The sequence below is a fragment of the Pseudomonas sp. LAIL14HWK12:I1 genome (assembly GCF_003202095.1).
GTDB classification, from domain to species: Bacteria; Pseudomonadota; Gammaproteobacteria; order Pseudomonadales; family Pseudomonadaceae; genus Aquipseudomonas; species Aquipseudomonas monteilii.
Genome location: NZ_QJKG01000001.1, coordinates 763,805 through 790,098 on the forward strand (window position 1 = coordinate 763,805; position 26,294 = coordinate 790,098).

Annotated in this window: 18 protein-coding genes; all 18 read right to left on the reverse strand. The window is 60.9% G+C overall.

Annotated elements, in window-relative coordinates; all coding sequences use genetic code 11:
- Positions 1 to 59 precede the first annotated feature (59 nt).
- The 18 genes from D906_RS03455 to D906_RS03540 all read right to left on the reverse strand — a co-directional run bounded on the left by D906_RS03455 (position 60) and on the right by D906_RS03540 (position 26,284).
- The gene (locus D906_RS03455) at positions 60 to 356 is read right to left on the reverse strand and encodes a hypothetical protein (RefSeq protein WP_016711796.1); all 297 of its coding nucleotides are present in this window, start codon (positions 354 to 356) and stop codon (positions 60 to 62) included.
- Between the two features lie 14 nt (positions 357 to 370).
- Complete coding sequence (gene fliS / locus D906_RS03460; RefSeq protein ID WP_016711797.1) at positions 371 to 766, reverse strand: flagellar export chaperone FliS; 396 nt, start codon at positions 764 to 766, stop codon at positions 371 to 373.
- A 137-nt stretch (positions 767 to 903) separates the two neighbouring features.
- A complete protein-coding gene (gene fliD / locus D906_RS03465; RefSeq protein WP_027615297.1) occupies positions 904 to 2,316 on the reverse strand; it encodes a flagellar filament capping protein FliD in 1,413 nt (470 codons plus the stop codon).
- An 81-nt stretch (positions 2,317 to 2,397) separates the two neighbouring features.
- Positions 2,398 to 2,775 carry a flagellar protein FlaG gene (locus tag D906_RS03470; protein WP_027615298.1) on the reverse strand — a complete coding sequence of 126 codons (378 nt, stop codon included), beginning with the start codon at positions 2,773 to 2,775 and terminating at the stop codon, positions 2,398 to 2,400.
- Positions 2,776 to 2,846: 71 nt separating this feature from the next.
- Positions 2,847 to 3,698, reverse strand: coding sequence for a flagellin domain-containing protein (locus D906_RS03475; protein WP_027615299.1), 852 nt, complete (start codon positions 3,696 to 3,698; stop codon positions 2,847 to 2,849).
- Between the two features lie 252 nt (positions 3,699 to 3,950).
- Positions 3,951 to 4,886, reverse strand: a complete 936-nt coding sequence (locus tag D906_RS03480; protein WP_016711800.1) for a ketoacyl-ACP synthase III — start codon at positions 4,884 to 4,886, stop codon at positions 3,951 to 3,953.
- Between the two features lie 221 nt (positions 4,887 to 5,107).
- The gene (locus D906_RS03485; protein WP_027615300.1) at positions 5,108 to 6,013 is read right to left on the reverse strand and encodes a class I SAM-dependent methyltransferase; all 906 of its coding nucleotides are present in this window, start codon (positions 6,011 to 6,013) and stop codon (positions 5,108 to 5,110) included.
- A gap of 70 nt (positions 6,014 to 6,083) precedes the next feature.
- Positions 6,084 to 7,037 carry an NAD(P)-dependent oxidoreductase gene (locus tag D906_RS03490; RefSeq protein WP_027615301.1) on the reverse strand — a complete coding sequence of 318 codons (954 nt, stop codon included), beginning with the start codon at positions 7,035 to 7,037 and terminating at the stop codon, positions 6,084 to 6,086.
- Positions 7,037 to 8,167, reverse strand: a complete 1,131-nt coding sequence (locus tag D906_RS03495) for an FkbM family methyltransferase (protein WP_016711803.1) — start codon at positions 8,165 to 8,167, stop codon at positions 7,037 to 7,039. Before D906_RS03495 ends, D906_RS03490 begins: the two co-directional genes overlap by 1 nt.
- On the reverse strand, positions 8,167 to 9,996 hold the full coding sequence (locus tag D906_RS03500) for a thiamine pyrophosphate-binding protein (protein ID WP_232238337.1): 1,830 nt from the start codon (positions 9,994 to 9,996) through the stop codon (positions 8,167 to 8,169). Before D906_RS03500 ends, D906_RS03495 begins: the two co-directional genes overlap by 1 nt.
- Before the next feature lie 2 nt (positions 9,997 to 9,998).
- A complete protein-coding gene (locus tag D906_RS03505) occupies positions 9,999 to 11,108 on the reverse strand; it encodes an N-acetylneuraminate synthase family protein (RefSeq protein WP_012051613.1) in 1,110 nt (369 codons plus the stop codon).
- A 151-nt stretch (positions 11,109 to 11,259) separates the two neighbouring features.
- A complete protein-coding gene (locus tag D906_RS03510) occupies positions 11,260 to 14,748 on the reverse strand; it encodes a glycosyltransferase (protein WP_027615303.1) in 3,489 nt (1,162 codons plus the stop codon).
- 91 nt (positions 14,749 to 14,839) lie between these two features.
- Positions 14,840 to 16,162, reverse strand: a complete 1,323-nt coding sequence (gene rfbH, locus D906_RS03515; protein WP_027615304.1) for a lipopolysaccharide biosynthesis protein RfbH — start codon at positions 16,160 to 16,162, stop codon at positions 14,840 to 14,842.
- Positions 16,155 to 17,231, reverse strand: coding sequence for a CDP-glucose 4,6-dehydratase (gene rfbG / locus D906_RS03520; RefSeq protein WP_197739513.1), 1,077 nt, complete (start codon positions 17,229 to 17,231; stop codon positions 16,155 to 16,157). The genes rfbH and rfbG overlap by 8 nt, the downstream gene beginning before the upstream one ends.
- Entirely contained in the window at positions 17,213 to 17,983 is a 771-nt protein-coding gene (rfbF, locus tag D906_RS03525) for a glucose-1-phosphate cytidylyltransferase (protein WP_016711808.1), read from the reverse strand. The genes rfbG and rfbF overlap by 19 nt, the downstream gene beginning before the upstream one ends.
- Before the next feature lie 247 nt (positions 17,984 to 18,230).
- Positions 18,231 to 20,948: a glycosyltransferase gene (locus D906_RS03530; protein WP_027615306.1), complete on the reverse strand. Its 2,718-nt coding sequence runs from the start codon at positions 20,946 to 20,948 to the stop codon at positions 18,231 to 18,233.
- A gap of 52 nt (positions 20,949 to 21,000) precedes the next feature.
- Positions 21,001 to 24,579: a glycosyltransferase gene (locus D906_RS03535; RefSeq protein ID WP_027615307.1), complete on the reverse strand. Its 3,579-nt coding sequence runs from the start codon at positions 24,577 to 24,579 to the stop codon at positions 21,001 to 21,003.
- 139 nt (positions 24,580 to 24,718) lie between these two features.
- On the reverse strand, positions 24,719 to 26,284 hold the full coding sequence (locus tag D906_RS03540; RefSeq protein ID WP_027615308.1) for a flagellar hook-associated protein 3: 1,566 nt from the start codon (positions 26,282 to 26,284) through the stop codon (positions 24,719 to 24,721).
- Positions 26,285 to 26,294 lie beyond the last annotated feature (10 nt).

A 26,294-nucleotide genomic window follows, 5' to 3' on the forward strand; every position in this document is an offset into this window, starting at 1 on the left:
AAGTCAAAAAACACCGATCAGTCAAATTAATGGCGCTCGGCTTTTTGCAACATCGGTGGTCAGGTGAACAAATGGTATACCTTTGCCGCGTTCTTCGCCTGACGGATTTTCGTCATTTCATCGACCAAGGATTGACGCTCGCCACTTGCAACCTCGATTAGTTGGCGGTACACGGCCAGCAATTGCTCGAGGCTGGCACTGACATCCGCCTCGTTGCCTTTGGCTTCGGACACCATGTCACCAATGCGCAGGCGGCATTCCAGGTCCAACTCCCCCACCGCTTCCCAGTTGCGTTCGGCCAGCGCCGCCAGCAGCATGTCCCGGGTTTGTTCGATGCGGGCGATTACTTCGCTCATGTCATGCTCCTTTATCAGGAAGCCGACGACTGATCGCCGATTGCGTCCCAACCTTCCTTCACAGTGATCAGCAGGCGCGCGACCTCGTCGATGATGGCCGGGTCACCCTTGAGATTGGCTTCGGTCAGGCGGCGGCTCATGTAGACATACAGGCTATCCAGCTCAGCCAGGTTGTCAGCATGGTTTTCCAGGTCCAGCCCTTCACGCAGCCCACCGATGATGTCGATGGCCTTGCCGAGCAGAATACCGCGCTGCGCGATGTCATTACGCGCGATGGCACCTTTGGCCTGGGCCATACGATCAAGACCGCCCTGCATGAGCATCTGTACCAGCCGGTGCGGACTGGCTTCGGACGTCTGCGCCACGCCGTTGACTTTCTGGTATTGACGAAGGGCCAACATCGGGTTCATGGATCTACCTCGTTGCAGCGAAAAGGTTGCTTGTACCTCTGTATCGCCTGAGCGTCAAAAAACTTTAGTGTCAACGCAAAAAGCCCGGAGCGACACGAGGCGCTGCCGGGCTTGTGCGTGGCAAAACGCGAGAACGATCAGGAGTTCTTGGCCTGCGCGTTGATAGCGTCGAAAACCGATTTGATCTGGTCGGCCTGGGCATTGAGCTTGGCCACAGCGGTGTCCATTGCCACCCACTTCTTGGTCAGCGACTCGGTCAAAGCCTCGGTCCGGCGATCCAGCGCGGTCTGCTGGTCTGCCAGGTTCTTCGCCACCTTATCCAGGTTGCTTTTGCGCGTGGCCAGGCTGCCGTCCGTGGAGTTGTACGGATCGATGGCCTTGTTCATGCGCTCGATCAACCCATTGGAGCCAGTGAACAACTCCTGAACTTCGGAGCCCAGCTTCTTGTCGTTCATCGCCGCGGTGAACTTGGTCGAGTTGAATTCGAGGGTACCATCTTTCGTGGTGTTGATACCCAGCTGGCTCAGGGTCGTCAACTGGTCGCCCGCCCCCACCTCGGACAGCACCTTGCGAATATCGTTGACCAGCGAACGGGTGGTCGGGTCGTTGCTCAACGGGCCGAGCGACAGGTTGTCATCTTCGTCACGCGTGGAGGTTGTCAGCGCAGTAATGGTTTTCTGCAACGTGTTGTAGGCATCGACGAACGACTGAATCGACTTCTTCAGGCCATCATTGTCCTGCGACACCGAGACGTTGGTTGGCACGCCGTCGGTGCCCGACCTGGCGCTGACGCCCGTCAGCTCCAGCGTGATGCCACTGATGGCATCGGTGATGGTGTTCTTCTTGCTGGTGACCACCAGGCCGTCGATGGTCAGCTCGGCATCCTGCGCCTTGGCGGTAATGAACCCGGCGCCGGTATCCGACATCTGCTGAGTACCGTCGATCTCAAGCTCAGGGACACCACTGACCATCAGGTCGGTATTGGCACCGGTGGTGGTGGAGCTGAACACCAGCCGCGCACCGTCCTTGCCGTTCACGATGTTGGCAGAGATACCCTGGACACCCAGCTCTTTGTTGATCTGGTCGCGCACGGACTGCAACGACGCGCCATCTTCAACTTCAAGCTCATAGATGTTGCCATTCTGCTCAATGGTCAGCGTACCGCCCGTCACCGTTGCAGCCGCACCGCCGGCAATCGGGGCACTGGCCACTTTCGAGCCGGTCGCCAGCTTGTTGACCACAATGTCGTAGCTGCCTGCCACCGCCGTGTTGCCAGCGGTCACCTTGACCACTGACTCATTGGCCGACTTGGCGGCGTATGCATTGAACGCAGGGCTGGTGGAGCTGTTCAACTTCGCCATGGCGTCCTGAAACGCCGTCAGGGCACTGCGAAGCGAGCCCACACCGGAAATCATCGCGGTATTGTTGCTGGTCTGCCGAGTGATCTGCGCCTTCTTGGCTGCAGTGTCGGCATTGACCAACGCCGCGACCATTTCGGTGATATTCAGCCCCGTACCTTGACCGATACTGGAAACCAGGGTGCCCGCCATACAGTTATCCCTCTTTGTTGACCGTCAGCACCTGCTCCTGCAAGCCCGACGTGATTCCTGCCTTAGCACATTCTCCGCCGATCAGACCTTGGCGTCGAACAAAATACTGTTTACATCGCTCAGGTTATGCGCAATCCGCAAAGCCTCTTCAGAAGGCAATTGGCGGATCAGCTCGCCGGTTTCACTGGCGATGACCTTGACGACGATCTTTCCGGATTCTTCGTCCGTGGAGAATTCCAGGTTGCGTCGGGTGGAGCTGAGAAACTTTTCGATTTCCGAAACAGCGTTTTTCACTTTTTCGGCATCATTGCTGTGCTCGGCAGCACTGATGGCATTGGGTACCAGCGTGTCACTGCCGCTACGCGACGCTTGCTCGGTGCGCTCAACCGGTTTTTCGCCAGCCTGTTCAGCGGGGCGGGATGCCGGATAGGACAGATTCAGCTTGACGCTCATGTCCATGTCTACCACCTCATAACGAAAAGGCGGGGAAGCGCCTTAAACTGCGCTCCCCCGCCGATCACCATCAGCGATTACTGAAGCAGCTTCAGTACGGCGGATGGCAGTTGGTTGGCCTGGGCCAGAATCGAAGTGGAAGCTTGCTGCAGGGTCTGCTGCTTGGTCAGCTGGGCAGTTTCAGCGGCGAAGTCGGTGTCCTGTACACGGCCACGGGCGGCTTCGGCGTTTTCGTTGATGTTCTGCAGGTTGTTGATGGTGCTGGTCAGACGGTTCTGAACGGCACCCAGGTCGGCACGGGTGCTGTTGATCGCGTTCAGTGCGTCGTCGATGGCGCTCAGGGCGGCGGTGAAGGTGGCTTCGGCAGCGGCGCTGTCGGCACCGGTGATGCTCATGCCACTCAGGCCGCTCAGCGCGCCAGTGGTGTTCATGGCATCGCTCAGGCTGATGGTGATCTGGTTGTCGCTACCGGTGTTGGAGCCAACCTGGAAGGTCATGTCGCTGGCGGTACCGTCCAGCAGGTTCTTGCCGTTCAGCTGGGTCGAACCGGCGATACGGTCGATCTCTTTGAGCATCGACTGGAATTCTTTATCCAGTGCGTCGCGGTCTGCTTCGCTGTTGTTGTCGTTTCGCGACTGAACAGCCAGTTCACGCATACGCTGCAGGATGTTGGTCTGCTCTTGCATCGCGCCTTCAGCAGTCTGGGCGATGGAGATGGCGTCGTTGGCGTTCTTGATCGCCATGGTCTGGCCACGGATCTGCGAAGTCATGCGGGTAGCGATCTGCAGGCCGGCAGCGTCGTCTTTGGCGCTGTTGATTTTCAGGCCGGAGGACAGACGGGTCATCGAGGTGCCCAGTGCATCGGAAGCCCGGTTCAGGTTCTTCTGAACGCCCAGGGAGGTGGTGTTGGTGTTTACAGTCAAAGCCATGACGAATTCCTCGTTGGATTGGGTACTACGGCTTCCGGCCTTGGCAATTCGCCGGAGGTGGCACAGAGAACCTTCGTAATAGTTATCGTCGTCAGGGCGGCTTGCTTTAGCGGAATTTCAAAAAAAATTGCTGGCATCGTGCCAGTCCAATGAAATCAAGGAGTTGACGCCAATTTACAGGCGTCACAGTAATGCAGGATAGAAAGTAAAACGCCGTCAGATGATGACGGCGTTATTGGAGGCGACGAACGGTCAGTCACAGCGTTCGATTATGGCCGAGCCCCACGACAAGCCCACCCCGAAGCCACTCAGCGCCACGCGCTTGCAGCTGGAGCCAAGTACGTGCTTTTCCAGCAGCAGCGGTATGCTGGACGACACGGTATTGCCCGTCTCGACCATATCCTTGACGAACTTCTGCTTGTGCTCGCCTTCATCGAAGCGCGACGATACGGCATCGACGATCGCCGCGCTGCCCTGGTGCAGGCAATACAGGTCGATATCCTCGGCCTGGAGTGCGCTGGCTTCAAGCAGCTGCTGCAAGTGCGCCGGCACCTTGACCAAGGCAAAGTTGTAGACCTGGCGACCATTCATGAAGAACTTGCCATCGGTGGTACGCAGATGCTCGGCCCCCGCGCCATCGCTGCCGAACAACGATTTGCCCAATTGCCAGGCAGCGTCCTCGCCCATCCAGGTGGCGGTAGCGGCGTCACCGAACAGCATGGTGGTATTGCGATCTTCCGGGTCGACAATCTTCGAGTAAGGGTCTGCAGTGATCAGCAGGCCATTCTTAAGGCCTGCGGCCTCCATGAAACCTTTCATGGCATACAAGCCATACACATAGCCCGAGCAGCCCAGGGAAATGTCAAAGGCCGCGACGGCTGTGGACAGCCCGAGCTTGTGCTGAACGATCGCCGCAGTGTGCGGCAGCCCTTCGGCATCGCCGTTCTGGGTGACCACGATCACGGCATCGATGGCAGCAGGATCCAGCGACGGGTTGGCGGCAAACAATGCTTGGGCTGCCTCGACACAAAGATCGGATGTTTCCTGGTTGGCATCCTTGCGCGGCAAGAAGGTGGAACCGATCTTGCCGAAAATGAACTCTTGATCCTTGCCGAATTTCGCACCTTGGGCGTAGTTGTCTACACCATTCACAGGTACGTAACTGGCGATGCTTTTAATGCCAATCATTGTGGCTTCCCGGTTGACATGGCGGATAGTGCGGGATCGGGCCTGAAATTGGCCTCGTCAGGCCATCGACGTGGCTGCCCGCTGACTTGATAGATTAAAGATGCACGTTTCGACTGCCAAGTCACGGTTATACGACCAAAGCTGCGAATGCCGCAATGCCGGGGCTGCTTTCGCGTGGCGCTCACGCAGCCGGACGACCTCATACCCACACAACCCTACGGTCACGCGCCCTCGAAAGGTGCCTTTTTCACAATCGCCTGCAGCAAGTGTACTGCCGAACCCAGCTTGGCATTGCTGGTAAACGCGGTTGACTGAATATCCACGACGGTGAAACCGCCAAGCGCGAACAGATTGGTAAGCGCCGCCACCGAGAAGAAGTTGATATGCTCATGCCAGTGCCGCTTTTGCTCAGCGCAAACCTGATCGTTGCCAACCATCACCGCCTCGTGGGGTAACTCCACGTACAGCAGCGTATCGTCGTGCATGCAGTCGCGTATCTGCGCAAGTGTGTCCGTTGGATAAGGAACATGCTCCAGCACATGCCGGCACACGATCAGGTCGTAAGTGCGTCCTCGCACTTCGTCCCTGGTCACGCTGCGGGTACCGGGCACGGTGGTTTTTTTGTCGATATCGTAGATATCGGTCGAGTAGCCCTGCCCTTTGAACGGTGTATTGGAGCCATCACCTCCGCCCCAGTCCAGGACCTGCGTGGGCGCAATATGCCGAAGAATGTAAGAACGGGTCAGGCCAAGCAGCTCGCTGGGCGCGCTCAGCGCTTTGTTGCGCTCCCTGAAGCCCGGCTCATAGTGTTCTCGCAAATCTTCATAAGCCTTGCCGTAGTAACCATCATAGAGGCGCTGCATTTCCCGGTCCGAAAACCGGATATCCAGAAACAGGAATTCACACTCCGCGCAATGCAGGGTATTGCACACGCAGTAGGCCGTGCCCTGAGGGATACTGTTCAACCCCCAGCTGGCATCGATGACTGCAGGCGCCCAGCCCAGTGCCCGATGCGACACAAACGGCATCAGCACTGCCGGGGACTGAGACAACTGCGCTGATCCACAGCAAACGCATCGGGTGGCAACGCGTTCGCGTGCACAGGCGGGAAACACATCGTTGATCATGAAGTCAGACCTAGCACGTCCAGGTAAAAATGGGATTATTGCGCCTCGGCCAGCTCAACCGGGCAGCCCTCTAAATTGCCGCATCCCTGATCGACTGCTGCAAACCATGGCGCAGTTGCAACCCGAGTTCCGAGCGCGCCTTGTCGATGCAGGGTACATACCGGTTCCGGAAACTTCCCGGGGTAGCCTGAGCAGCTGCAATGTGCACCGTTTTTTGGGGGGACAGCACGTCACGCACCTGGTGAGCGAGCTCAGCGATTGTCACCGCCTCGTCCGAGCCGACGTTGTAAGCAGTGCCCGCGCGCCCTTGGCGCAGCATCACATCCAGCCAGTGAGCCAGATCACGCTGATCCATGTAGGACCGCACAGGCGTTCCATCCCCGCTGACGCAAATGGCGGGCGACTCAAGGGCATCGCGGATGAAGTTGCCTATCGCGAAGTGCACATCGCGCGGCAGGTCCCTGCCGACAAACGCGAAACAGCGGGCGATGATCACCTCCAGACCAAACTGGTGCTGGTACAGGATGCACAGATGCTCGGCGCAGCGTTTGGCAACGCTGTAGGCATGGGCAGGCTCCAGCGGGTCGGGCAACCCATGGTAATCCTCGGGGATCTGCTCCAGCCCCTGCGGCTGGGGGCCGTACACACCGCCGGAACTGGTCATCAACAAGCGCGGGATACGCTGCCTGACAGAATAATCCAGCACATGACGGGTCCCCTCGACGATCTGGGTATACCGCTGCAATGGGCTGAGCTGAGCCCCGGCTGTCGAGTCGGCTGCCGCATGCAACACATGCGTGAAGCCGCCCGTTTCAGGAAACGACGCAGGCTGCAGAATGTCGCCCTGCTGCAGCCGCAGCCACGCCAGGCCGGAAAACTCAGGATGCCTGGCCAGAAAGGCCTCTGGCGCTCGGCTCAATACCGTGACCAACGGCACCTGCAAACCTGCATTGGCGATGCCCAGCCAGTGGCGTAGCAGCGCCTTGCCAAAAAAGCCGGTACCGCCGGTCAATAGCAGGTTCATCAGTTCGGCACTGCGTACAAGACCGACTCGAACGTGTTCGGGCAGTGTTGCCGGATATGGAACCGGTAATCGGAGCAAAACTCGAACAGCAACTCCGGCAGCTCCCACAAATCCTGAGGGTTGTGGTACAGGGACACAATCAGTACCGGGCGGCAACGCCGAATGATCTGTTCAGCACCACGCAACACCTGGGCCTCAGCGCCCTCGACATCCAGCTTGATCAGGTCGACCGGCGCACTTGGCAGCATCTGGTCCAGCGCAACGGCTGCAATCGATACGCCCCCACCTTGCTGGCTGATAGAGCAAGCCTCACCTTGGCCAGCATTGAACGTAAGAATGCTGTAATGCTCAGCGGCCGCCAATGGCAAACAAATTGCGCGGGTATCTTCAGCCCCAATGCGTTGCACCAAGCGGGTGAAATTTTCAGGGTCAGGCTCAAGCAGAAACGCTCGGCTGCAGGAGATTTCGGGCCAGGCAATCAATTCTTCATAGCTGTCACCGTCATAGGCACCACAGTCCACGTAGGTGATATCGCGCCCCTGCAAGGCCGGCAACGTCAGCGCGTTGATGTAACGCTCCTCCTCCGACAGAAAGCTGGCGTACTCAAGGTCAACCCCGAGCCGGAATGCGCACATCCGATAAAGAACCTGCTTGCTTTCGTTATCAGCCAGCTTGTCTGCCACGCGCCCGATACGTTCCATGGCGTCCAGCAGGTAATTACGGCTACTCAGCCAGAACCGCCACCCCAAGGCCGCAGCGAACTGTTCGTACAACTCCCAAGGCATCAATGGCTTGGCGAAGCCTGCCTCGGCAACGATCGACAACAACTCATCGTAAGGCGCATCGCGGTTGAAAATACCGAGTGCAAGTTGCGCTTCGGGCGCCTGGCGGGCCAGCGCCTGCCAGTTCAATACGGGCAACCCCTGGGCCGTATCGATGCGTGGCGATGTCTCTACAAAGCCGGCAACCGCAATACCTTGCTGCTGTGCGGCGGTGGCCAGGCTACGACCGAAGTTCCCGGCGCCGAAGATCCACAACGGCCGCTGTGGATCAATGCGCGCCGGTACCACGTCAGCTGCCCGGTCACGCAGTGCAATGAAGTCTTGGAAGCGATCTATCTTCTCAGCCATTACATACCCCTTTTATCGGTGTTGGGGACGGCACGCAGCGCTGCAGCTTCTGCACGAATCTGCGCCATGGTTTCCGGCTCCAGGAACGGGTGCATGTCATCGAGCTCCGGGGTGACGAAAGCACCGTTGGCATCGACCCGCGACTTGATACGCGGCACGAACTCCTGCCGAGGGTCGACGTGCAGGTCGATCAGCATCGGGCCATCACTTTCCAGAAGTGCATCGAGACGCGCCAGGTCGCCCTGCGTAGCGATGCTCTCGGCGCGCAGGCCATAAGCGCTGGCCACGGCAGTGAAGTCGGGGAAATCCACGCCCGATTCGGGCGTGGCGCCGATCACCCGGCCAAAGAAGTTTTCGTGTGTTTGCCAGATCGAGAGGTAACCGCGATTGTTGAGCACGATTACGATCACATTGACGCCGATGGTCTTGAGCGTTTGCAGTTCCTGAATGTTCATCTGCAGGCTGCCGTCGCCCGCAAAGCAGATCACGCGGCGTGCACCTTCCGCTTTGGCTGCCGTCGCCGCACCAATGGCCGCAGGCAGGTCATAGCCCATCGACGCGGAGCCCGAGTTGCTGAACAGGCGCTGGCCCTTTTGCAAGGCGCCGATCTGGAATGGCAGGATGCAGGCTGACGCATTGCCACATACCACGATGTCATCCGCACGCATCTGCGCAAAAATGCGCTGCACCATCAGGTACGGGTTCAAAGGCCCATCGGCTTTTTGCGTGTGCTCCGCCGATGCCGGATAGGTACGCCCTATGTGCTGGCACCATTGCACCCACGGCGCAAAACTCTGCAGGGTGGCCTTTGCCAGCTCTTGCTCGAAAACATCGAGGAAGTCTGCCAGGTCGGCGGTAACGCCGAAGTCCGGGCGCACGGTGGGCTTGTTCAGTTCGGCGGCGTCGATATCGACCTGAGCCACCCAAGCGTGCTTGGCGAATGCCTGCCAGTTATAACTGGTTTGTCGCACATTCAGGCGCGACCCCAGCACCAGCACAAAATCAGCCGCCTGCAAGCAGAAATTGCCGGCACGGGTCCCGATAGTGCCAGGGCGACCGGCGAACAGCGGGTGGTCGGACGCGATCAGATCATGGGTCCAGGCGGTCGCCAGGGGGATGCCGTAGCGCTCCACCAGCGCCAGTAGCCGTTGCTCGGTACGTGAAAGGCGTACGCCGGTGCCGCCCAGCACAACTGGGCGGTGCGATTGCAACAGCTTGCCGACGATATCACGGCAGGCGGCGCGCAAATCCTCGGCACGCGGCGGCTGGATCAACGATGGCGCCGGGATATCGAGTGGCACTTGGGATTGCTGGATATCCAGTGGAATATCGAGCCAGACAGGCCCGGGGCGACCGCCCACGGCTTCGGCGAATGCCTTGGGCAGCATGACCTCCACATCCTGCTCCGAACGCACGATCTGCGCGTACTTGCACACCGGGCTGGCCATGGCGATGGTCGGCCCCTCCTGGTCACCCAGTTGGCGCAGGCCAGGCACATCCTGGAAAGACACACAGGTCTCGCGCTTGATCTGGCCGGACAGCACGATCATGGGAATGGAGTCGGTGAACGCCCCATGCACCCCGTTGAGCGCGTTGATAGAGCCCGGGCCGGTCGTCAACATCACCACGGCCGGCTTGCCGGTGATGCGCGCATAACCCTCGGCGGCCATGGCACAAGCCTGCTCATGGTGCATGAACGTGCAGCGCAGTTGCTCATGGCCACCCAAGGCCTGGTTGAGGAACATGGCACCGCCGCCGGTGACGGTGAAAACCTGTTCAACCCCTTGCTGAACCAGCCATTGCGCAATTTGCTGAGATACAGTCGCCATCATCACAGCCCTCGGCCCAGGATCAGTTCTTTCAGTGCCGGAGTTTCACTGTAAGGCCCGTCAATGTGGTCGATGGTCAGGCGTTCGTTTGCCTTGATCGGCTGCAGCAGCGTTTCACCGTTCATCACTTCCCGGCAGGACAGCTGCCCTTTGTGCAGCGGGATGGCAAGGTAGAAGTCCTTTTCAAACTCGTCCCGGTTCAGCACGTAGCCTGGCGACAGGTCCCGACGTGCATAGGCACCGCGCACGAGTGCGTTGAGGTACTCGGTTTCCTTGCGCGAAATGATGCGTCGAGTGCCGCTGACACCCCCGCACATTTCCTTGGCCTTGTGGAACGCCTTGTACCAGGTATCGCACTGTTCAGGGAGCGAGCAGTAGTTGGAAACCGGCACCCCTTGGTACTGGATATCAATGTGCCGTTCCCAGGTACGTACACCTTTGCCGTAGGAAATGAGCATGGAAGAGTGCCAGTCGTGGTACTCATGGGTCGACAAGCCAATGACATGCCCAGGGTAACGGTTGCGCAGGTAGTCGATCTGGTCGAGCTGCAGTTCGTCGTCCTCGCTGGGGTACAGCGAAACGCAATGGTTAATGGCCAGCGGGATATCACGCTTTTCGAAGTAGCGGACGATATCGTCCAGGTCTTTTTCCGATGCACCACCTGTGGAAATGATGGTTGGCCGGCGGGTAGACGCGATTTTCTCGATAAGCGGCCAGTCGTTCATGTCGGAACTGGCGATCTTGATGATCGGCATGTCGAATTCGACGCACAGGTCAACCGAGGCTTCGTCGAACGGCGTCGCCATGGGAATGCAGCTCAGGTTGCGGACTTCTTCCACCATGCGGGCAAACTCCGCCTTGGTCAGGCGGGTGTCCTCGGTCTTCTTCACATAGCGAAGGTCTGCAGTCCCTTTGAAGTCAGGATGGATGAACTCGTCGACATCGCGGAACTGCAGCTTGATGGCAGCCTTGACGTTGTTGTAACGCGCAATCGTGCCGTGGTCGCGGACAATTTTCAGGCCGCGCTCCAGCTTGCCCCAATGATTGTTGGCGAGCTCCAGTACGAACAGGTTTTCAAACAGATCTTTGTCACGCTGACTAATGGTTTTCACCGGATACTCCCCTGGTTGCCGTGGGCCAGGTCGATGTGGCGCCAAGGCATGCTGTGTTCTGTGTATGGCTGATGCCGGCATTGCACGCCGCCTTGGGACGTACCTGGCGGCTATTGGAATAGTTGACTCTCTATCGGTGTCTGGTCTGCCCTCAACCTGGCAGCCAGGCGTCAAGCCATTGGCGTGCATAGCCTTCATCCAGCATGTGCCGTGCCAGCACCTGCTCGCGCAACGCTTGCGCGCCCTTCACACTGGCTGCAGGCTCGGCAAGGTGCGCCTGGATAGCACTGACCCAGTCCCCGGCCGTGTTCCTGACCCTGGTCACGGGCAACCCTTGATAGGGCAATACGTCACTGCACACCACCGGATAACCGCAGGCGGCATATTCCAGAAGCCGCACATTGCTGCGACACGCGTCGAGCCAGCCATCGCCAAGCGGGGCCAACGCCAGATCGAGCCCCAGCGACATGAGTTTCTGCGGGTAGTCATCGTAAGGCACCGGGCCATGTATCTCGCGCAAGTAGGGCCGTAGCGGGGGCGGGCATTCACCCAGGCAGACCCAATCCACATCCGCGTGCAAGGCCTGAACAATCTCCAGCATCAGGCGTTGAACGCTGGTGCCGAACTGATCACCCACCCACCCGATACGTGGGCGGCTACCCGGCTGCCGTTGAGTGGCCAACGCCCCCCAACGCGCCGGGTGCAGACGATCCGGCATGACACGAATATCGGCACAGAAGCCTTGCAGTGCTTCGGCCAAGGCAGGGGTTGGCACCACCAGCCGGTCTACAACGCCGGCAGACCACCGCAGCGCACCTGCAAGATCGTCGTCAGCCAGGCCAGGCGAGTCGGCATTCACTTCGCCCACCTTGAACGCGCGGCTGAACCGGGCATTGCTACGCAACGCGTCAATCTGGGCCTCGCTGGCCGGCCGCCGCATCACCCAGCTGTCGGGCTGCAACCGCTCCAGCTCAGCAGGCAGATACGGCCGCAAAGCCAGCCGGACATCCGCCAGGCCGGCGATACTCATGGACAACGCCGGGTCGACAACCCGACTGCGCGCAGTGCCGGCAAGTTCGCCCGGCATACTCAGCAGCACAGGCAACGGGCGCCAGCTCAAGGGGTTCCACGACAGGCCCGGGTCAGTCTCAAGCTCAAAACCAGCACCCTGCAAAGACAGGTTGCGGTTGTAGGCCGGATCGCGGGCGATGACAGGCAGCCATTTGCCATACAACGCGTCCTGTTCGGCTTCGACCGCTTCGGCAGGCACGAGCTCGCCCTGCCCTTCGCACACCAGCACAGCATGCGGCGTCCACACCGTGAGATAACCGGCCTGGCGCGCCTTGAGGCAAAGATCGAGACTGGCACCGGTGCGCTGCGCCAGGCCTTCGTCCATTCCACCCACCTCCAGGTAAAGCGCCCGGCGAATCAGCAGACAAGCGCCAGACACGGCACTCACGTTCTGGTCCAGCTCAAGCCGGCGCATGTACCCCTCATCGTGCGGCAGCCCGGAAAACGCCGAGTTGCCAGGGCCATTCAAGCCCAGCACCTGCACAGCCTGTTCGACCATGCCATTGGGGTGCATCAACCGCGCGCCGACGATGCCTACTTCCGGGCGTTGCCCGTGATTGAGCAACGCGTCCAGCCAGTCATCGTGCACGATCACGGTATCCTCGTGCAGCAGCACCAGGTACTCGCCCTGCGCATGCCTGGCCGCCAGATTACAGGCAGTGGCATGGTCACGTACCGACGCATCACTCAGTACGCTGAGCCGGTTTTGCTCCCGCGCCACAAGGCCATCCAGCCAGGCACGGGTAGCCGGGCTGCTGCCATCGTTAACCAGCAGAATCTCGAAGTGGGGGTAACGGGTTTTTTCAATCAACGCATGCACGCAGCGCTGTACGTGATCGAGACGCCCATTGCACGGCACGACCAACGAAACCAATGGCTGCTCGGCGTGCCCATAATCAATGCGATGAATGCCTGGCCGATGCATGCACACCTGCGCCTGGGTATAGCCGCGCCGCTGCAAATGGCGCAGCAGCACCGCCTGTTCCTGAGGGCTGTGGATAGGCGCTTCGCTGGGTGATATGCACACGGGTTCGCTGACATGAGCCAGCCCGTCGAGGCCATCGGCATCTTCGATCAGGTGCAACAGCAACGCGAGCTCGGCCGCCCCCGCGCAGGCCAGGTCGAAACCGCCCGCCTCGAGGAATACCTCGCGGCGATAGAACCAATTCCGCGCCAGTTGGGCCGGGCTGGCCAGCAGCATGTCGAGATTGAAGTCGGGGCGCAGCAGCGCCTGCCGGGTACCCTGTGGCGTGGTCACCAGCTCATCGGCATACACCGCACGCACCTGGTCGCCCTCAAGCAACTCCAGCGCGAGTATCAACAACCCGAACGGTGTGAACGTGGTGCCTGCACGCACAAAGCAGAGCCACTGCCCGGTGCCTTGTTGCAAGACCAGTTGGTTAAGCGTGGCAAGCTCGCAATCGGCAGGCACATGGACGGCGAGCTGCTGGTACATCTGCCCTTGCAGGCTTTGGCGCGTGGCCTCGACCGCAGCTGGCGGGCCGTCTGGGAGGATGACGAAATCGAACGTGGGCAAGTCCATGCGCCTGTCTTCCAGACGCTGGGCGATCAACGCCGCCTGTGCGTCAGTAGGGCGACGGGAGCGCAGCCACTGGGCAACCTGTGCATCTGGCCCACCTGCTGCCCCCTGCATGGCGTCTGGTTGCAGGTCGGTGCAAGGCATGGCCTGGGTCTGCTCGATGAAACTGGCCAACTGGTCCCAGAACCGGCCCTGCAAGTCAGCATACTTTTGCTGGACGATGGGCAAGCTCGATCTGGCATGCTCGATAGCCTCGGGCGCGTCTTCGAAGGCCAGGCCATCTGTGCCGAATTCGCCAATCCCAAGCGGTGTGCCATCAAAGAAGGGCGACTTGAGTACCACGGCCGGGCAACCACACAACATGGCTTCCAGCGCAGTTGCAGTGGAAGAAAAGCAATAAATACCTTCACTACGCCGGAACAGCTCGGCCATTTCCCGAGGGGTGGCTGGCCATTTGTTGGTAATGAGCGTGCACCGCGCCGCCAGCTCGGGATGTTCCTGAAGCGCAAGGGTATGGCGCCCAGGGTAGATCAGCCAACCTTTGCGATGGCTGTCATAGGCGTTGTCAAGGTTGTTGAACAGCGATGTATCGATCGGTGGCAGGAACAATATACGCTCAGCCCCAGCGCCCTTGGGCAACAGATGCTCTCCATAGGCAAAGATCATCTCCGAGTCGGCAAACTCCGTATCCCCTGCGATCAACCCCGGTACGTTGAGCAGGTAACGCACGACCGACCTTGCCTTGGTCGGGTTGCCTGACACCACTTCCGGGTACACCACGATAGGCTGGCGACCCGCCTGCTCATGCTGTTGCCTCAGTTCATTGGTGAGCAGCGGCGTGTGCCACATCGGGTTGGTCGTGGAGCTGTACAGGTAGGCGTCCTGGCCGCACCGGTTCAGCAAGTGACACAACATGTGCATCACCCGGATACCGGCTGAGTTATGCCGATAGGCGGGCGCAACGATGTAATACGGGCGCGGCGACGCAACGTGCAATGGTGGATAGTGCTGAGTGCTCACGAGTTGCATCCTGGATGTGGCATGGACGGGCGTGCGCCGCTGGCTCGGGCGAACAACCTGCGGCAGCGCCCGGCAATTCGTTCACACGCAAAGGCGCTCATCAGCGCAGCCTCCGCACATAGGCTTCGATGCTGCCGGCCACATGCTCGAGGTGGTCTTCGCCAAGCCCGGGCCACAGGCCGACCCAGAAGGTGTCCTTCATGATCTTGTCGGTCACCGTCAGGTCACTGGCTACCCGGTATTGCTGGTCTTTCATGTAGGGCTGTCGGGTAAGGTTGCCGGCGAACAGCAGGCGAGTACCCACCTTCTGCGCATCGAGATGACGCAAAAGGTCCAGCCGCTCGACACCACAACCATCACGCAATGTCAGCGGAAAACCAAACCAGGACGGGTCACTGTTGGGCGTGGCGTGCGGCAGGATCAGTTGGTCTACACACCCGGACAAGCGCTCGCTGAGCCAGGCAAAGTTGCGCTTGCGTGCAGCGATGAAATCATCCACCCGGTCCATCTGTGCCAACGCGCAGGCAGCCTGCATGTCGGTGATCTTCAGGTTGTAGCCCAAGTGGGAATAGGTGTACTTGTGGTCGTAACCTTGCGGCAGGTCGCCCAGCTGCCAGCAGAAACGCTTGCTGCAGGTATTGTCTTCACCTGGCCCGCAATAGCAGTCACGTCCCCAGTCACGGAACGATTCGACGATACGCTTGAGCAGCGGAGAATCGGTGAAAACCGCCCCGCCCTCGCCCATGGTGATATGGTGGGCCGGATAGAAACTGAGCGTACCCAGGTCGCCGAAGCTGCCCACCTGGCGGCCATCATAGGTGGCACCCAGCGCATCGCAGCAGTCCTCGATCAGCCACAAGCCGTAGCGGTCGCACAGTTCTCGCACCACGGCCAGGTTGAACGGGTTACCCAGCGTGTGGGCCAACATGATCGCCTTGGTCCGCGGGCTGATCGCCGCCTCGATCAAGGCCGGGTCGACGTTATACGTACCCATCTCGATATCGACGAAGACCGGCACGGCACCGAACTGCAGGATCGGGTTGACGGTGGTAGGGAAGCCCGCTGCCACGCCAATGACCTCGTCCCCCTTGCGAATGGCACGATCCCCCAGGCGCGGCGACGTCAAGGCGGAAAACGCCAACAGGTTCGCCGAAGAGCCGGAGTTGGCGGTGAGCACGCCACGCCGCCCCAGGTAACGTGCCAGGCGTTTTTCGAATGCCTGGTTGAAGCGCCCGGTGGTCAACCAGCCGTCAAGTACCGCTTCCGTCATGGCCTGTAGTTCGGGTGCACCAATGACTTTGCCAGAGGGCGGAACCGCATGCTGGCCAGGTACAAAACCGGGCGCGGCCAGTTCCAGCTCGGCGTAACGGCCAACGAGCTCGGTAATTTGCTGGCGCAACTGCTGCGCCGTTTGATCAGTCATTGAACTCACCTTCGTGTGCCGCTATTTGCGTGCGGCAGTATTGCTGCATGTCTTGGCCATCGCGCCAGGCGTGATGCCATTCAAGGGTGTGACGCAACGATTGCTTCAGGCCCCATTTGGGCCGCCAGCCCAACGATTGACGAGCCCTGGAGGAGTCGAGGGTCAACAAGCCTGCTTCATGGGGCTGCACGCGCGCCTCGACAGACCAGCCCGCCTCGCCTGGCCACAACTGCGCCATGGCATGTACCAACTCACCCACGGTTGCCGTCCCGCTACTGTCAGGGCCGAAATTCCAGGCCTCTGCCACATCCTGGCCACGCTCGATCAACGCCTGGGCCAATAGCAGGTAGCCGTGAAGCGGATCGAGTACGTGTTGCCACGGGCGCACGGCATCGGGATAGCGCAAGATCACCGATTCCCCGGCTTCCCAGGCACGCAGGATATCGGGCAGCAACCGGTCTGCTGACCAGTCACCGCCACCGATCACGTTGCCCGCACGCGCGGTCGCAAGCGCCACACCGCGCTCGCGCAGGAACGACTCGCGCCACGAGGCGCAAAGCAGCTCGACGCACGCCTTGCTGCTGCTATAGGGGTCATGCCCCCCCAAGGCATCCTGCTCACGGTATGGCCATTGCCACTCGCGGTTCTCGTAGCATTTGTCGCTGGTGACCACCAGCACGGCACGCACCGTGTCGCACTGCCGCACGGCTTCAAGCAGGTTGAGCGTGCCGGTAACGTTGGTGGCGTACGTTTGCGCCGGGCTGCGATAGGATTCGCGCACCAGCGGCTGCGCGGCCAGGTGCAAGACAACCTCCGGGCGAAATGCCGCCACACTGCGCAGCAACCGGTCAGCATCACGAATATCGGCAAACTCGCCAGACACGCACTCGGCTAGCCGGGCGCTGTCATAAAGCGAGGGCGCGGTATCGGGGGCCAGGGAGTAGCCATACACTTCGGCGCCCATCTCGCGCAGGCAAAGGGCTAGCCAGCCGCCTTTGAAGCCGCTGTGCCCCGTCAGGAAAACCCGACGCCCCGACCAGAAGCTACGGCTCATGACCAAATGCGCCATTGTGCTTCATCGGCCTTCCAGCGCTCTTCCAGGTAACTGCGATCACGCAGCGTGTCCATGGCCTGCCAGAAGCCACGGTGCACATGGGTCATCAGCTGGCCATCCTGCGCCAGGGCACGCATGGGCTCGTATTCCCATGTGGTGACGTCGCCCTCGATGTAGTCGAAGACCCCGGGCTCAAGCACGAAGAAGCCGCCATTGATCCAGCCACCATCACCCAGTGGTTTTTCCTGGAAGCCATGCACCTGCTCGCCCCGCACATCCAGCGCGCCGTAACGCCCGGGGGGCTGAACGGCAGTGACCGTGGCCAGTTTGCCATGGCGGTTGTGGAAATCGATCAAGGCTGGCAGGTCCACATCGGCAACGCCGTCGCCGTAAGTCAGGCAGAAGGTTTCGTCGCCAACGTAATCGCGTACCCGCTTGAGGCGCCCGCCAGTTGCCGTATTCTCGCCAGTGTCCACCAGCGTGACCCGCCAAGGCTCGGCATGCCGGTTATGGATATGCATCTGGTTTTCCGACATGTCGAAGGTGACATCTGACATGTGCAGGAAATAGTTCGCGAAGTATTCCTTGATCACATAGCCCTTGTAACCGAGGCAAATCACGAAATCGTTGATCCCGTAATGGGAGTAGATTTTCATGATGTGCCAAATGATGGGCTTGCCACCAATTTCGATCATCGGTTTCGGGCGCAAATGCGACTCTTCACTGATACGGGTACCCAGGCCTCCGGCCAGGATGACTGCTTTCATTGTCGACACACCTTGACAGGCTGACGCCCATAGCGGGCTGACAAAATACTGACCAATTCAGTAAGTTGCCGTTATCTAGCAAAAAGATTGCCAATCAGCCTGACCGGGCAAGGTAAATGCGCGTGCAGCGGGAGATACCGCTCAAGTGTGGAGCCGGCCTTGATCGGCCGGGCTCGCGGGTATTGTCGAAACAGGCAGGACAGGGCTGCGACGTCAGCTTGCAGCCCTGTCAATAATCCGCCTCGGCCTACTTGACCTGTTCCAGCCAAGCTAATGGCGTCACTGCCTGCTCGCTGAAGGCCGAGGGCCAGCGTTCGAACAGCACCTGCGCCAACGCATGATCCGCTTCAGGCTGGGCGCTGAGCAACAGCCTGGCCTGCGGCGTCCAGACCACCAGTTGCCCGGCCTCGACAACGGCCCGGCACAGGTCGATATCGGCACCGTGGACAACCTGCAAGCCCGCGCAATGCTCGAACACCTCCTTGCTCACCATCAGGCAGTCGGCACTGACCGCCTGACAACCGCGCACTGCCAATGGCCACCGGGCTTCAGCACACCCTTGCGGCTTCAGGCCCAGCCAGGGCGAAGCCACCTGCGGCCCCAGCAGCAAGGCGTAACCCGCATGCAGAAGCGCAGTATCGCCCCCCTCGAGGCAGGCTCCGACCACACCCACTTCCGGACGCTGAGCCTCATTGAGCAGCGCCTCGATCCAGGCCGGGGTAATGACCTGGCTGCGCGCAGACACCAGCACCAGGTAGGCCCCTCGTGCCTGGCTAGCCGCCAGGTTCAGCCAACTGCTGCGCGACTCGCCTGGCTGGCCGACCAGCACATGCACCTTGCCGGCGAACGGCTGCAACGCCGCAACCTCGTGCTCGGCACACACCACCACCACTTCGTAGCGCGGGTAACGGGTACGCTGCAGCACGCTACGCAGGCAATCCTGCAGCTGCGCGGCATCGCCTTCACTTGCCACAAGCACGCTTACCAACGGCGTGGAGGAATGCCGGTAGTCGATGGACAATCCATCATTCGCCTGTATCTTCACCTGTGCGCGATAACCCAGTTGCGTCAGGTGTCGGCCAACCACCTTGGCAGCTTCCTCATCCAGTGCACTGCCGCCCTGCTCACCGATTAACAGGTATTCGGCCATGTGCGCCAGGCTGCTCAAGCCTTGGGCCTCTACCAGACGCAGCAGCAGGTCGAGCTCCAGCGCTTCACGGCAGGTTTCACTGTACCCACCCAGATCCAGCACCGCCTGGCGGCGCACCAGCCAATGCCGAGACATCAACCCAGGCTGGCTGCGCAACAGATCGAGGTCTGCACCTGGGCGTTCGACCCTGTGCAAACGCCCTTCACCGTCGCGCTGTACTTCATTGGCGGCGATGGCCTGGCAGGCAGGTGCATCGACAAGCTCCACCGACAGGCGCAACAGGCCTCCGGCAAGCAGCACATCGCCGGCACTCAGCAGCATCAGCCAGGCGCTTGGCAACTGACGCACCGCCTGGTTCAGGTGTGTCACCCAATTGCTGTCACTGACCTGTATGAAATGCAGCGTGTCGCGCGGCGTGGTGATGGCCGGTGGCTTGCCAGCCTTGAGCACCAGCAGCTTGAAGTTGCGTATGCCGCTGGCCAGCAGGCTGTCGAACGTGGCCTGAAGCGCTTGATCGTCGTTTTCCAGGTCGAGAACCACAAAGGCGATCTGCTCGGCCGGGTGCTTGCCCAGGTAGCGGAGAACGCGCTGGCGTCCAGCCTCATCCGGTGTAGCAGCCGAGATGGCCTCGATCACCTGACCCGACGGGGTGCCCTGCAAACGGCACTGTTCATCAATACCCGGGACCTGTTCGAGGCGTGCAAGCCAATCCGTCAGCTCACGGACATGCGCAGCTTCTTCTGCCCTGTCCAGCGTGGACAACAGCCGATGGCAGACTTCGCGATTGAACAGGCTCAACGCCAAGGCCTGCCAGTAGCGGTGGCTCAAGCTTTCTGCGGTATCGTTGGGGTGCTCCTGCAACAAGTCACGCTGCTGCACCCAGATCCCTTCCAGCGCACGTTGCTGCTGCGGGCTGGTCGGCCATGCGTGGCAAAGAAACTCAAGCTCGGTCAACCGCGCAAACAGTGCACCGTTGTAATAGGGCAGCTGTACGTCCTGATGCGGCTCGAACAACCGCTCGGGGTCATCGATCACACTGCGCCAGCTGGATGTGAAGATCAACGACGCCGCACCCAGATCGTAGGTGTTGCGCACAAGCCGGTTGAGGGCCGTGAAGCCTTGTTCGTCACCCCATAGCCGATACAGCCCGGCATCCCACTGGCGCAAGCCGCGTACCAGCTGCGTCAGGCGCTCTTCACGCTCCACCGGGCTGTAGCCGGCGGGCTCATGCTCACTCACCACATCGGTCTGGGCCAGGTGTGCAACCGGCCCTTGCGCCAACACGGCAAGGGACATTGCCACACGCACGGCAGGCGCATCCAGGCTGTCTGGCAACGCCGCCAGCACGGCTTGCAAAGTCGACACACGCATGACGGCACGCCAGGCCTGCTGCCCCGCCTGAGCGTACTGCAACAGCCTGGCTGTAGCGGTTTCGGCAATGGCAGATGCAAATGCCGAGCCTACGCGGTAGTACTCGACCTTGCCACTCCCCGGCCTGTAGCCCAACAACTGGCCTTGCGCAGCCACCACCCCAGGTTGCGCGTGCAGGCACGCCGCCGCAGTATCCAGAGCCGGGGCCAGCACGAAGTCGGTATCCAGCGCCAGCACCACATAAGCCGTGGCAAGCCCTTCCAGGCATTCTGCGAGGGCCTGAGCGAACCCGGCCGAGCTCGACCCAGCCGGCAAGTCAAACGCCACACAGGGGACGCAAGCCTGCTGGTAGTAGTGCTGCGCGCGGGCGCGGCTGTGCGCCTGATGCTCGCCCAGCAAAACAACGGTCACATCATTGCGCGAGCCGATTGCGGTATCGATCATATAGCACCTGTCCAATTGTCAATCAGGCGCGGGCATCGCCCCACGCCAACGTTCAGTCTGCCAACCAGGCGTTGGCCCAATGCTGCAAATGGTGCGGCATCAGCATGTAGTCACGCAGCACTTCCGCGCGCAGGGCATCGCCTTGGCGGTAGCTGGCCTGCGGGTCAGCCAGGTGCATGCGAATCGCATCCAGCCATTGCTCGGCGGTGTTGTCCTTGACCCGGGTACATGGCAGGTAGCCGGCGTAGGCCTTGGTGTCGCTACAGACCACCGGAAAACCACACGCCCCGTACTCCAGCAAGCGCAGGTTGCTCTTGCAGTCGTTGAACAGGTTCTGCTCCAACGGCGCCAGCGCCAGGTCGAGGTTGAGGCTGGCGAGCTTGCGCGGGTAATCAGCCAGTTGAACCGCCTTGTGAAACTCTTTCACATAGGGGCGCAAGGGGTCCGGACACATACCGAAGAAGACCCAGTCAACCTCGTTGGCAAGCGCCTTCACAACGTCTTGCAACAGCTCCAGATCACCACGATGGCTCGTGCCACCCGCCCACCCGACGCGCGGCCGGATACTGGTCTGACGCTGGCTGGAAAGCCCAGCCCAGAGCGCGGCAGACAACATGTTGGGCACGACGCGGATGTCCTTGTGCATGCTGGATAGCGCATCGGCCAGTGGCTCGGTCGAACACACCAGCCGATCACACTGCCCGATGCCTTGGGCCACCAACTCGGCAAGGTTGCTAGGCAGGTTGCGGGCATGGTCGTTCTTTTTCGGCGGATCGATGATGTAGTCGTCCAGCTCGTAGATCATCCGCGCCTTCGAAAAGCGTTTGAACTGCGCCATTTCCCGGATGTTGCCCGGCATGTAACGACACTGCAGGATCATCACATCGGGCTTTTCGCGCTCGAGCTCGATAATACCCGGGGAGACGTGGTTGACCCGCCCCTGGATCCAGCCCGCCCGCTCAAGCTCGGTGAACGGCTGGATGACCCGGTAGTGCCCCACTGCCGTGGTATTGACCGGCAACGCCAGCACGGACGGCATGGCACGGGCAATGAAAGGGTCCCAGCCACTGCGCAGGCCTGGCTCCAGGTTGAAATTGGCGAACTTGAGGCTCAGGTTGTCGTTGTAGGCTGGGTCCCGCGCAATGCGGCTCAGCCAACGGTCGTAAGCAACGTCCCGGTCGGCCCTGGCAAGCTCGTCAGCCAGCTCGGCAGCTTCTCCACCCGGGAGCCTCATGACACGAGCAAACGGTGTCCCGACCGACAGGAAACCTTTTTCACGCGCACGCAGGCAGAGGTCAACGTCAAACAAGGCGACCCGGAAGGCCGAGGTATCCAGCCCCTCAAGCTCCTCGAACAGCGCCCGGCGAATGAGCAGGCAGTCCAGGCTCAGTGCGCTCCAGTTCTGTACCAGTTGCTGGCGCCCCATGTAACCTTCGGCTGACAGGATTCTGCCCGGGAACGGGCTACCCGCTGTACCGCCGCCAAGGCCGAGCACCAGGCCGGAAGACACCAGCTCGCCGTTGCTGCCACACAGCGCCGGCCCCACCAGGCCGACCTCGGGACGCTGCGCCTGGCTCATCAAGGTACTGAGCCAACGCGGTTCGAAAAGCGCACACTCCGGTGCGAGCAATAGCAAATACTCTCCCTGCGCATGGCGACTGGCCTGGTCGAGCATCGCCGCCCTGCCCTGCGCCTGCACATCGATGACGCGCAACTGGTCACTGCCCAGGCCACGCATCGCCGCCAACCACTCGGTGACAGCCCGCGGCTCGTCGCCATTGGCGATGACCAGCGCTTCGAACGGGCTGTATTCGGTGTACTGGAACAGCGACTCGACGCAACGCCTGAGCGCGTTCAGGTTGGCCCCTGCGGGGATCAGTACCGATACACTTGCCTGCTGCTCATGCAGATAGGTCACACGCGTGACCAAGCTGCCAGCAGTGCCCTCCACCAAGGCATCGACGCCTATACGACGCAGGTGTGCCTCGACCACACGCGCCGCCTCCGCCTGCCCTGCCGGCTCGCTCATCCAGTCTGCGTACCCCGACTGGCAATGCACCAGCATCTGCGCGACGTGCTCTATCACATGCAAGCCATGAGCCTCGACCATTCGCCACAGCAGATCCTGTGGCGCCAGGCTCTCGAACCGGGTATCGAACCCTTCCAGCGCCAGCAGTGCTGTACGCTTGAATGCCAGGGTACGGCCCACATAGGGCACGCTGCGCATCAGGTCGAGGTTGAAGTCCGGCTTGAAAACCGGGTTGCCGGGCGCCAGGGCACCAAAGGTGTCTTCATCGGTGTACAGGCACGTGCTCTCGTCGCGCAGTGCCATGCGCTCGGCCATGACCACCAGCGCATGCGGCCGCAGGCGATCACCGGCACGCAACAGCAGCACCCAGTCGGCGACGTGTGTGCCTGCCAGCCACTGATTGAGTTGAGCGTAGCCACTGCCGCTCAAGGCCAGGTATTGCACGCCTGGCGCGTCAAACCTGTCGAAGCCATCCGGCACCAGCACCAATACCTGGCTGGCGGCATAGGATTGTGCAGCCAGGCAATCCAGGGTGGCGCGCAGTGCGCTTTCATCGCCCTCGCGACAGGTTACGATCGGGACGATGGCGGGCTGTACCGGCCACTGCTCGACCCGCTTTGGCAGCAACCGCAACTGCCCGTCAGACAGGTTGCGGCAAGCCAGCCATTCGGCATAGAGCTCGGTAAAGCTGAGGGCGTTGCTGCCTACCTGCTGCGAGAAATTGGCGACCTGGCCGGCATGGAAGCGGCGGATGTCCAACTCCTCCCAGGCTGAGTCTGCCCCTGGGTCGTAAGCCTCCAGCGGCAGGTAACGCACCCAGCCATTGGCCGGCGCCGACTCGCCGGTGCGCGCCGCCAGCATCTGCTGCAGCCACTCGGTTTCACGCTTGTAGGCCTCGGTCATGCTCGAGTGATGACTGAGCCGGCCTGGGTGAATGCGCTCCACACTCAGTATGCGCTCCAGGCTCGCCAGGTGCCCGCGGCGCAGCAGGCAGGCGTACAAGGCCAGGTCCAACCGTGCGGCGAACCCTTGACCACCCTGTACCAGTTGCGGCAAGTATTCCAGCACCTGAGCACGACGGAACAGCACATGGCTGATGCCACCAAACAGGTTAGGGACGTTCTCGGCGATGCTGGCCAGCAAGTCCGTACCGACAAGCACGGCACTTTGCGGGGCGATCACACTGTTGAGCGCACGGGAAGGCAAGAGGATGTCATCAGCCGACCAGAGCAGACGCTGACCGATCACCATGCTGAGCTGAGGCCATTGCGTCAAAACCTGCGCTTGCCGGCTGATGCAACTGTCGAGCAACAGGTCGTCATCACACAGGAACTTCACCAACTCCCCGTTGGCCTGCTCCAAGCACGCTTGCAGGTTACGTGCAAACCCCAAGCGGACAGGGTTGCGCGTATAGCGCAAGGGCACCGCAGCACCGTTGCCCAGCGCCTGGCAGATAGCCTCGATCTCGGCGCCGGCGCTGTCATCGCAAATGACGACTTCCAGGTTGGGGTAGTCCTGGCCAAGCGCACTGACCAAGGTTGCTTGAAAAAAATCGGCATTGAAGGCAGGAATGGCGATACTGACGAGTGGCTGCTCTGACACGATGACGACCTTGCTGGAGAGGCGGTGCGCTTGGGAATAGGCGGGCGTTCAACCTGGGCGACACAAGGGCAAGCCGGCCGGTCGTTATCAACCCAGGCCGGCGTGCCCGTGCGTCATGACGGGCAAACGCCCGCGAGGATCAGATGTAATTGACCAGCGAGAGACCGGCAATCTTGGCGTAGGCCTGCAACGAGGCCTGCAACATGTTGGATTGCATCTGAAGGCGAATCATCACCTCAGCCGGATCGCTCTCACGAATCGAGCTCTGGGTCTTGGCGTTTTCGCCACTCAGGGCCTCATTGGTTTCCACTTGCACATCGATTGCCTGACCGCGGCCGCCGATCGACGAAATGGAGGAACTGACCTGATTGGTGGCGCTGGCGATGTTGCCAATCGCCGAGTCCAGCGATGCCAGGAAGTTCTGCCTGGCCACGGGGTCGTTGTCGACCGGGGTGGCCAGCGCCGCGCGCAACTGGCTGATGGTATCGAGGACGTTCTGGGTCTGGTGCGTGTCGACCTTGATACCAAAGCTGTCGCCTGCGCTGGGCGTGTCCGAAAGCGTGAACTCGACCCCCATGGCGGTCGCTGTGTTGCCACTGAGCGTGCCCTTGGAAATCGGTTTGCTGTCGGCGCTCACGGGGGAGGCATAAAGCTCGAATTCGGTAGCACTGGTGAACTTGAGTACCGCCCCCTCAGGGAACGCAGACTTGTATTTCTCAGCATCGGTGATGGTAGCGCCGGTCACCTGGGCAGACGAGCTGTTGCCCGCACTGCGGGTGCCGGAGATTTCATCCGCCTTGGAGCTCAGGCTGAAGACATGGCCGGCAATGGCCGCGTCGGGGTCGGCGGCGTCGCCGTCCTTGAAGGTGATGTCCAGACGCAGGTCAACACCACGGAAATTGACCGTGGTGTTCTTGCCATTGGGGTCGAAGGTGCCCCCCTGGCTGGCTTCCAGCGTCACGTCCTTGCCGTCCGCATCGGTGATCTTGAACTGGGTGCTGCTGGTGAACTCAATGGTGTACGGCTCGCCGCTGCGGAAGCGGTCGTTGTACGTTGCGCTGCCGCTCACCTGGCCATTGGACAAGTTGATCCGGCCATCGTCGGTGGCCGGCGACACAAGGCTGGTTTCGCTGCGGCTGGTATTGAGCGCTTGCTCGAAGGCATCGTAGCCAGTTTCGTTGGCCGCCAGGGTGAGCATGTCACCCACTTGCAGGTTCAGTTTGCCTTGGTCGCCCTGGTAGGTATAAGTGCCATCAGCGTTGCGCACATAAGGCGGTGTATCGCCTTTGGACCCCGAGAACAGGTACGCACCGCTTTCATCCTTGCTGTTCATCAACGAGAACAGCTGGTCCTCCAGCGACGCCAGCTCGGTGGCATTGGCCTTGCGGTCTGCATCGGTGAAACCGGCGTTACCCGAGCTGACGGCCAGCTCGTTGACGCGCTGCAAGATGGTGCCAATCGCATTCAGCGTGCTTTCTGCGGTGCCCAGGGCGTTGCGCACATTGGTGACGTTGCGGGTGTACTGGTCGAGCATGTTCTGTTGCTGCTGCAGTTGCAGCAGACGTGCCGCACCTACCGGATCGTCAGCCCCGCGACGTACCCGAATGCCGTCAGAGGCCTCTTGCCGAGTCTTGTCGAGGTTGGAGAAGCTGCGCTGGTAATTGGCGCTGTTGCTGCTGTAGAACTGCGAAGTGGAAATGCGCATGTCTACGCCT

Bases quoted from the DNA above. Each gene is read 5' to 3' on its own strand.
- D906_RS03455 (WP_016711796.1), bottom strand. From the start codon at position 356: ATGAGCGAAGTAATCGCCCGCATCGAACAAACCCGGGACATGCTGCTG.
- fliS (WP_016711797.1), bottom strand. From the start codon at position 766: ATGAACCCGATGTTGGCCCTTCGTCAATACCAGAAAGTCAACGGCGTG.
- fliD (WP_027615297.1), bottom strand. From the start codon at position 2,316: ATGGCGGGCACCCTGGTTTCCAGTATCGGTCAAGGTACGGGGCTGAAT.
- D906_RS03470 (WP_027615298.1), bottom strand. From the start codon at position 2,775: ATGGACATGAGCGTCAAGCTGAATCTGTCCTATCCGGCATCCCGCCCC.
- D906_RS03475 (WP_027615299.1), bottom strand. From the start codon at position 3,698: ATGGCTTTGACTGTAAACACCAACACCACCTCCCTGGGCGTTCAGAAG.
- D906_RS03480 (WP_016711800.1), bottom strand. From the start codon at position 4,886: ATGATTGGCATTAAAAGCATCGCCAGTTACGTACCTGTGAATGGTGTA.
- D906_RS03485 (WP_027615300.1), bottom strand. From the start codon at position 6,013: ATGATCAACGATGTGTTTCCCGCCTGTGCACGCGAACGCGTTGCCACC.
- D906_RS03490 (WP_027615301.1), bottom strand. From the start codon at position 7,037: ATGAACCTGCTATTGACCGGCGGTACCGGCTTTTTTGGCAAGGCGCTG.
- D906_RS03495 (WP_016711803.1), bottom strand. From the start codon at position 8,167: ATGGCTGAGAAGATAGATCGCTTCCAAGACTTCATTGCACTGCGTGAC.
- D906_RS03500 (WP_232238337.1), bottom strand. From the start codon at position 9,996: ATGGCGACTGTATCTCAGCAAATTGCGCAATGGCTGGTTCAGCAAGGG.
- D906_RS03510 (WP_027615303.1), bottom strand. From the start codon at position 14,748: ATGCAACTCGTGAGCACTCAGCACTATCCACCATTGCACGTTGCGTCG.
- rfbH (WP_027615304.1), bottom strand. From the start codon at position 16,162: ATGACTGATCAAACGGCGCAGCAGTTGCGCCAGCAAATTACCGAGCTC.
- rfbG (WP_197739513.1), bottom strand. From the start codon at position 17,231: ATGGCGCATTTGGTCATGAGCCGTAGCTTCTGGTCGGGGCGTCGGGTT.
- rfbF (WP_016711808.1), bottom strand. From the start codon at position 17,983: ATGAAAGCAGTCATCCTGGCCGGAGGCCTGGGTACCCGTATCAGTGAA.
- D906_RS03530 (WP_027615306.1), bottom strand. From the start codon at position 20,948: ATGATCGATACCGCAATCGGCTCGCGCAATGATGTGACCGTTGTTTTG.
- D906_RS03540 (WP_027615308.1), bottom strand. From the start codon at position 26,284: ATGCGCATTTCCACTTCGCAGTTCTACAGCAGCAACAGCGCCAATTAC.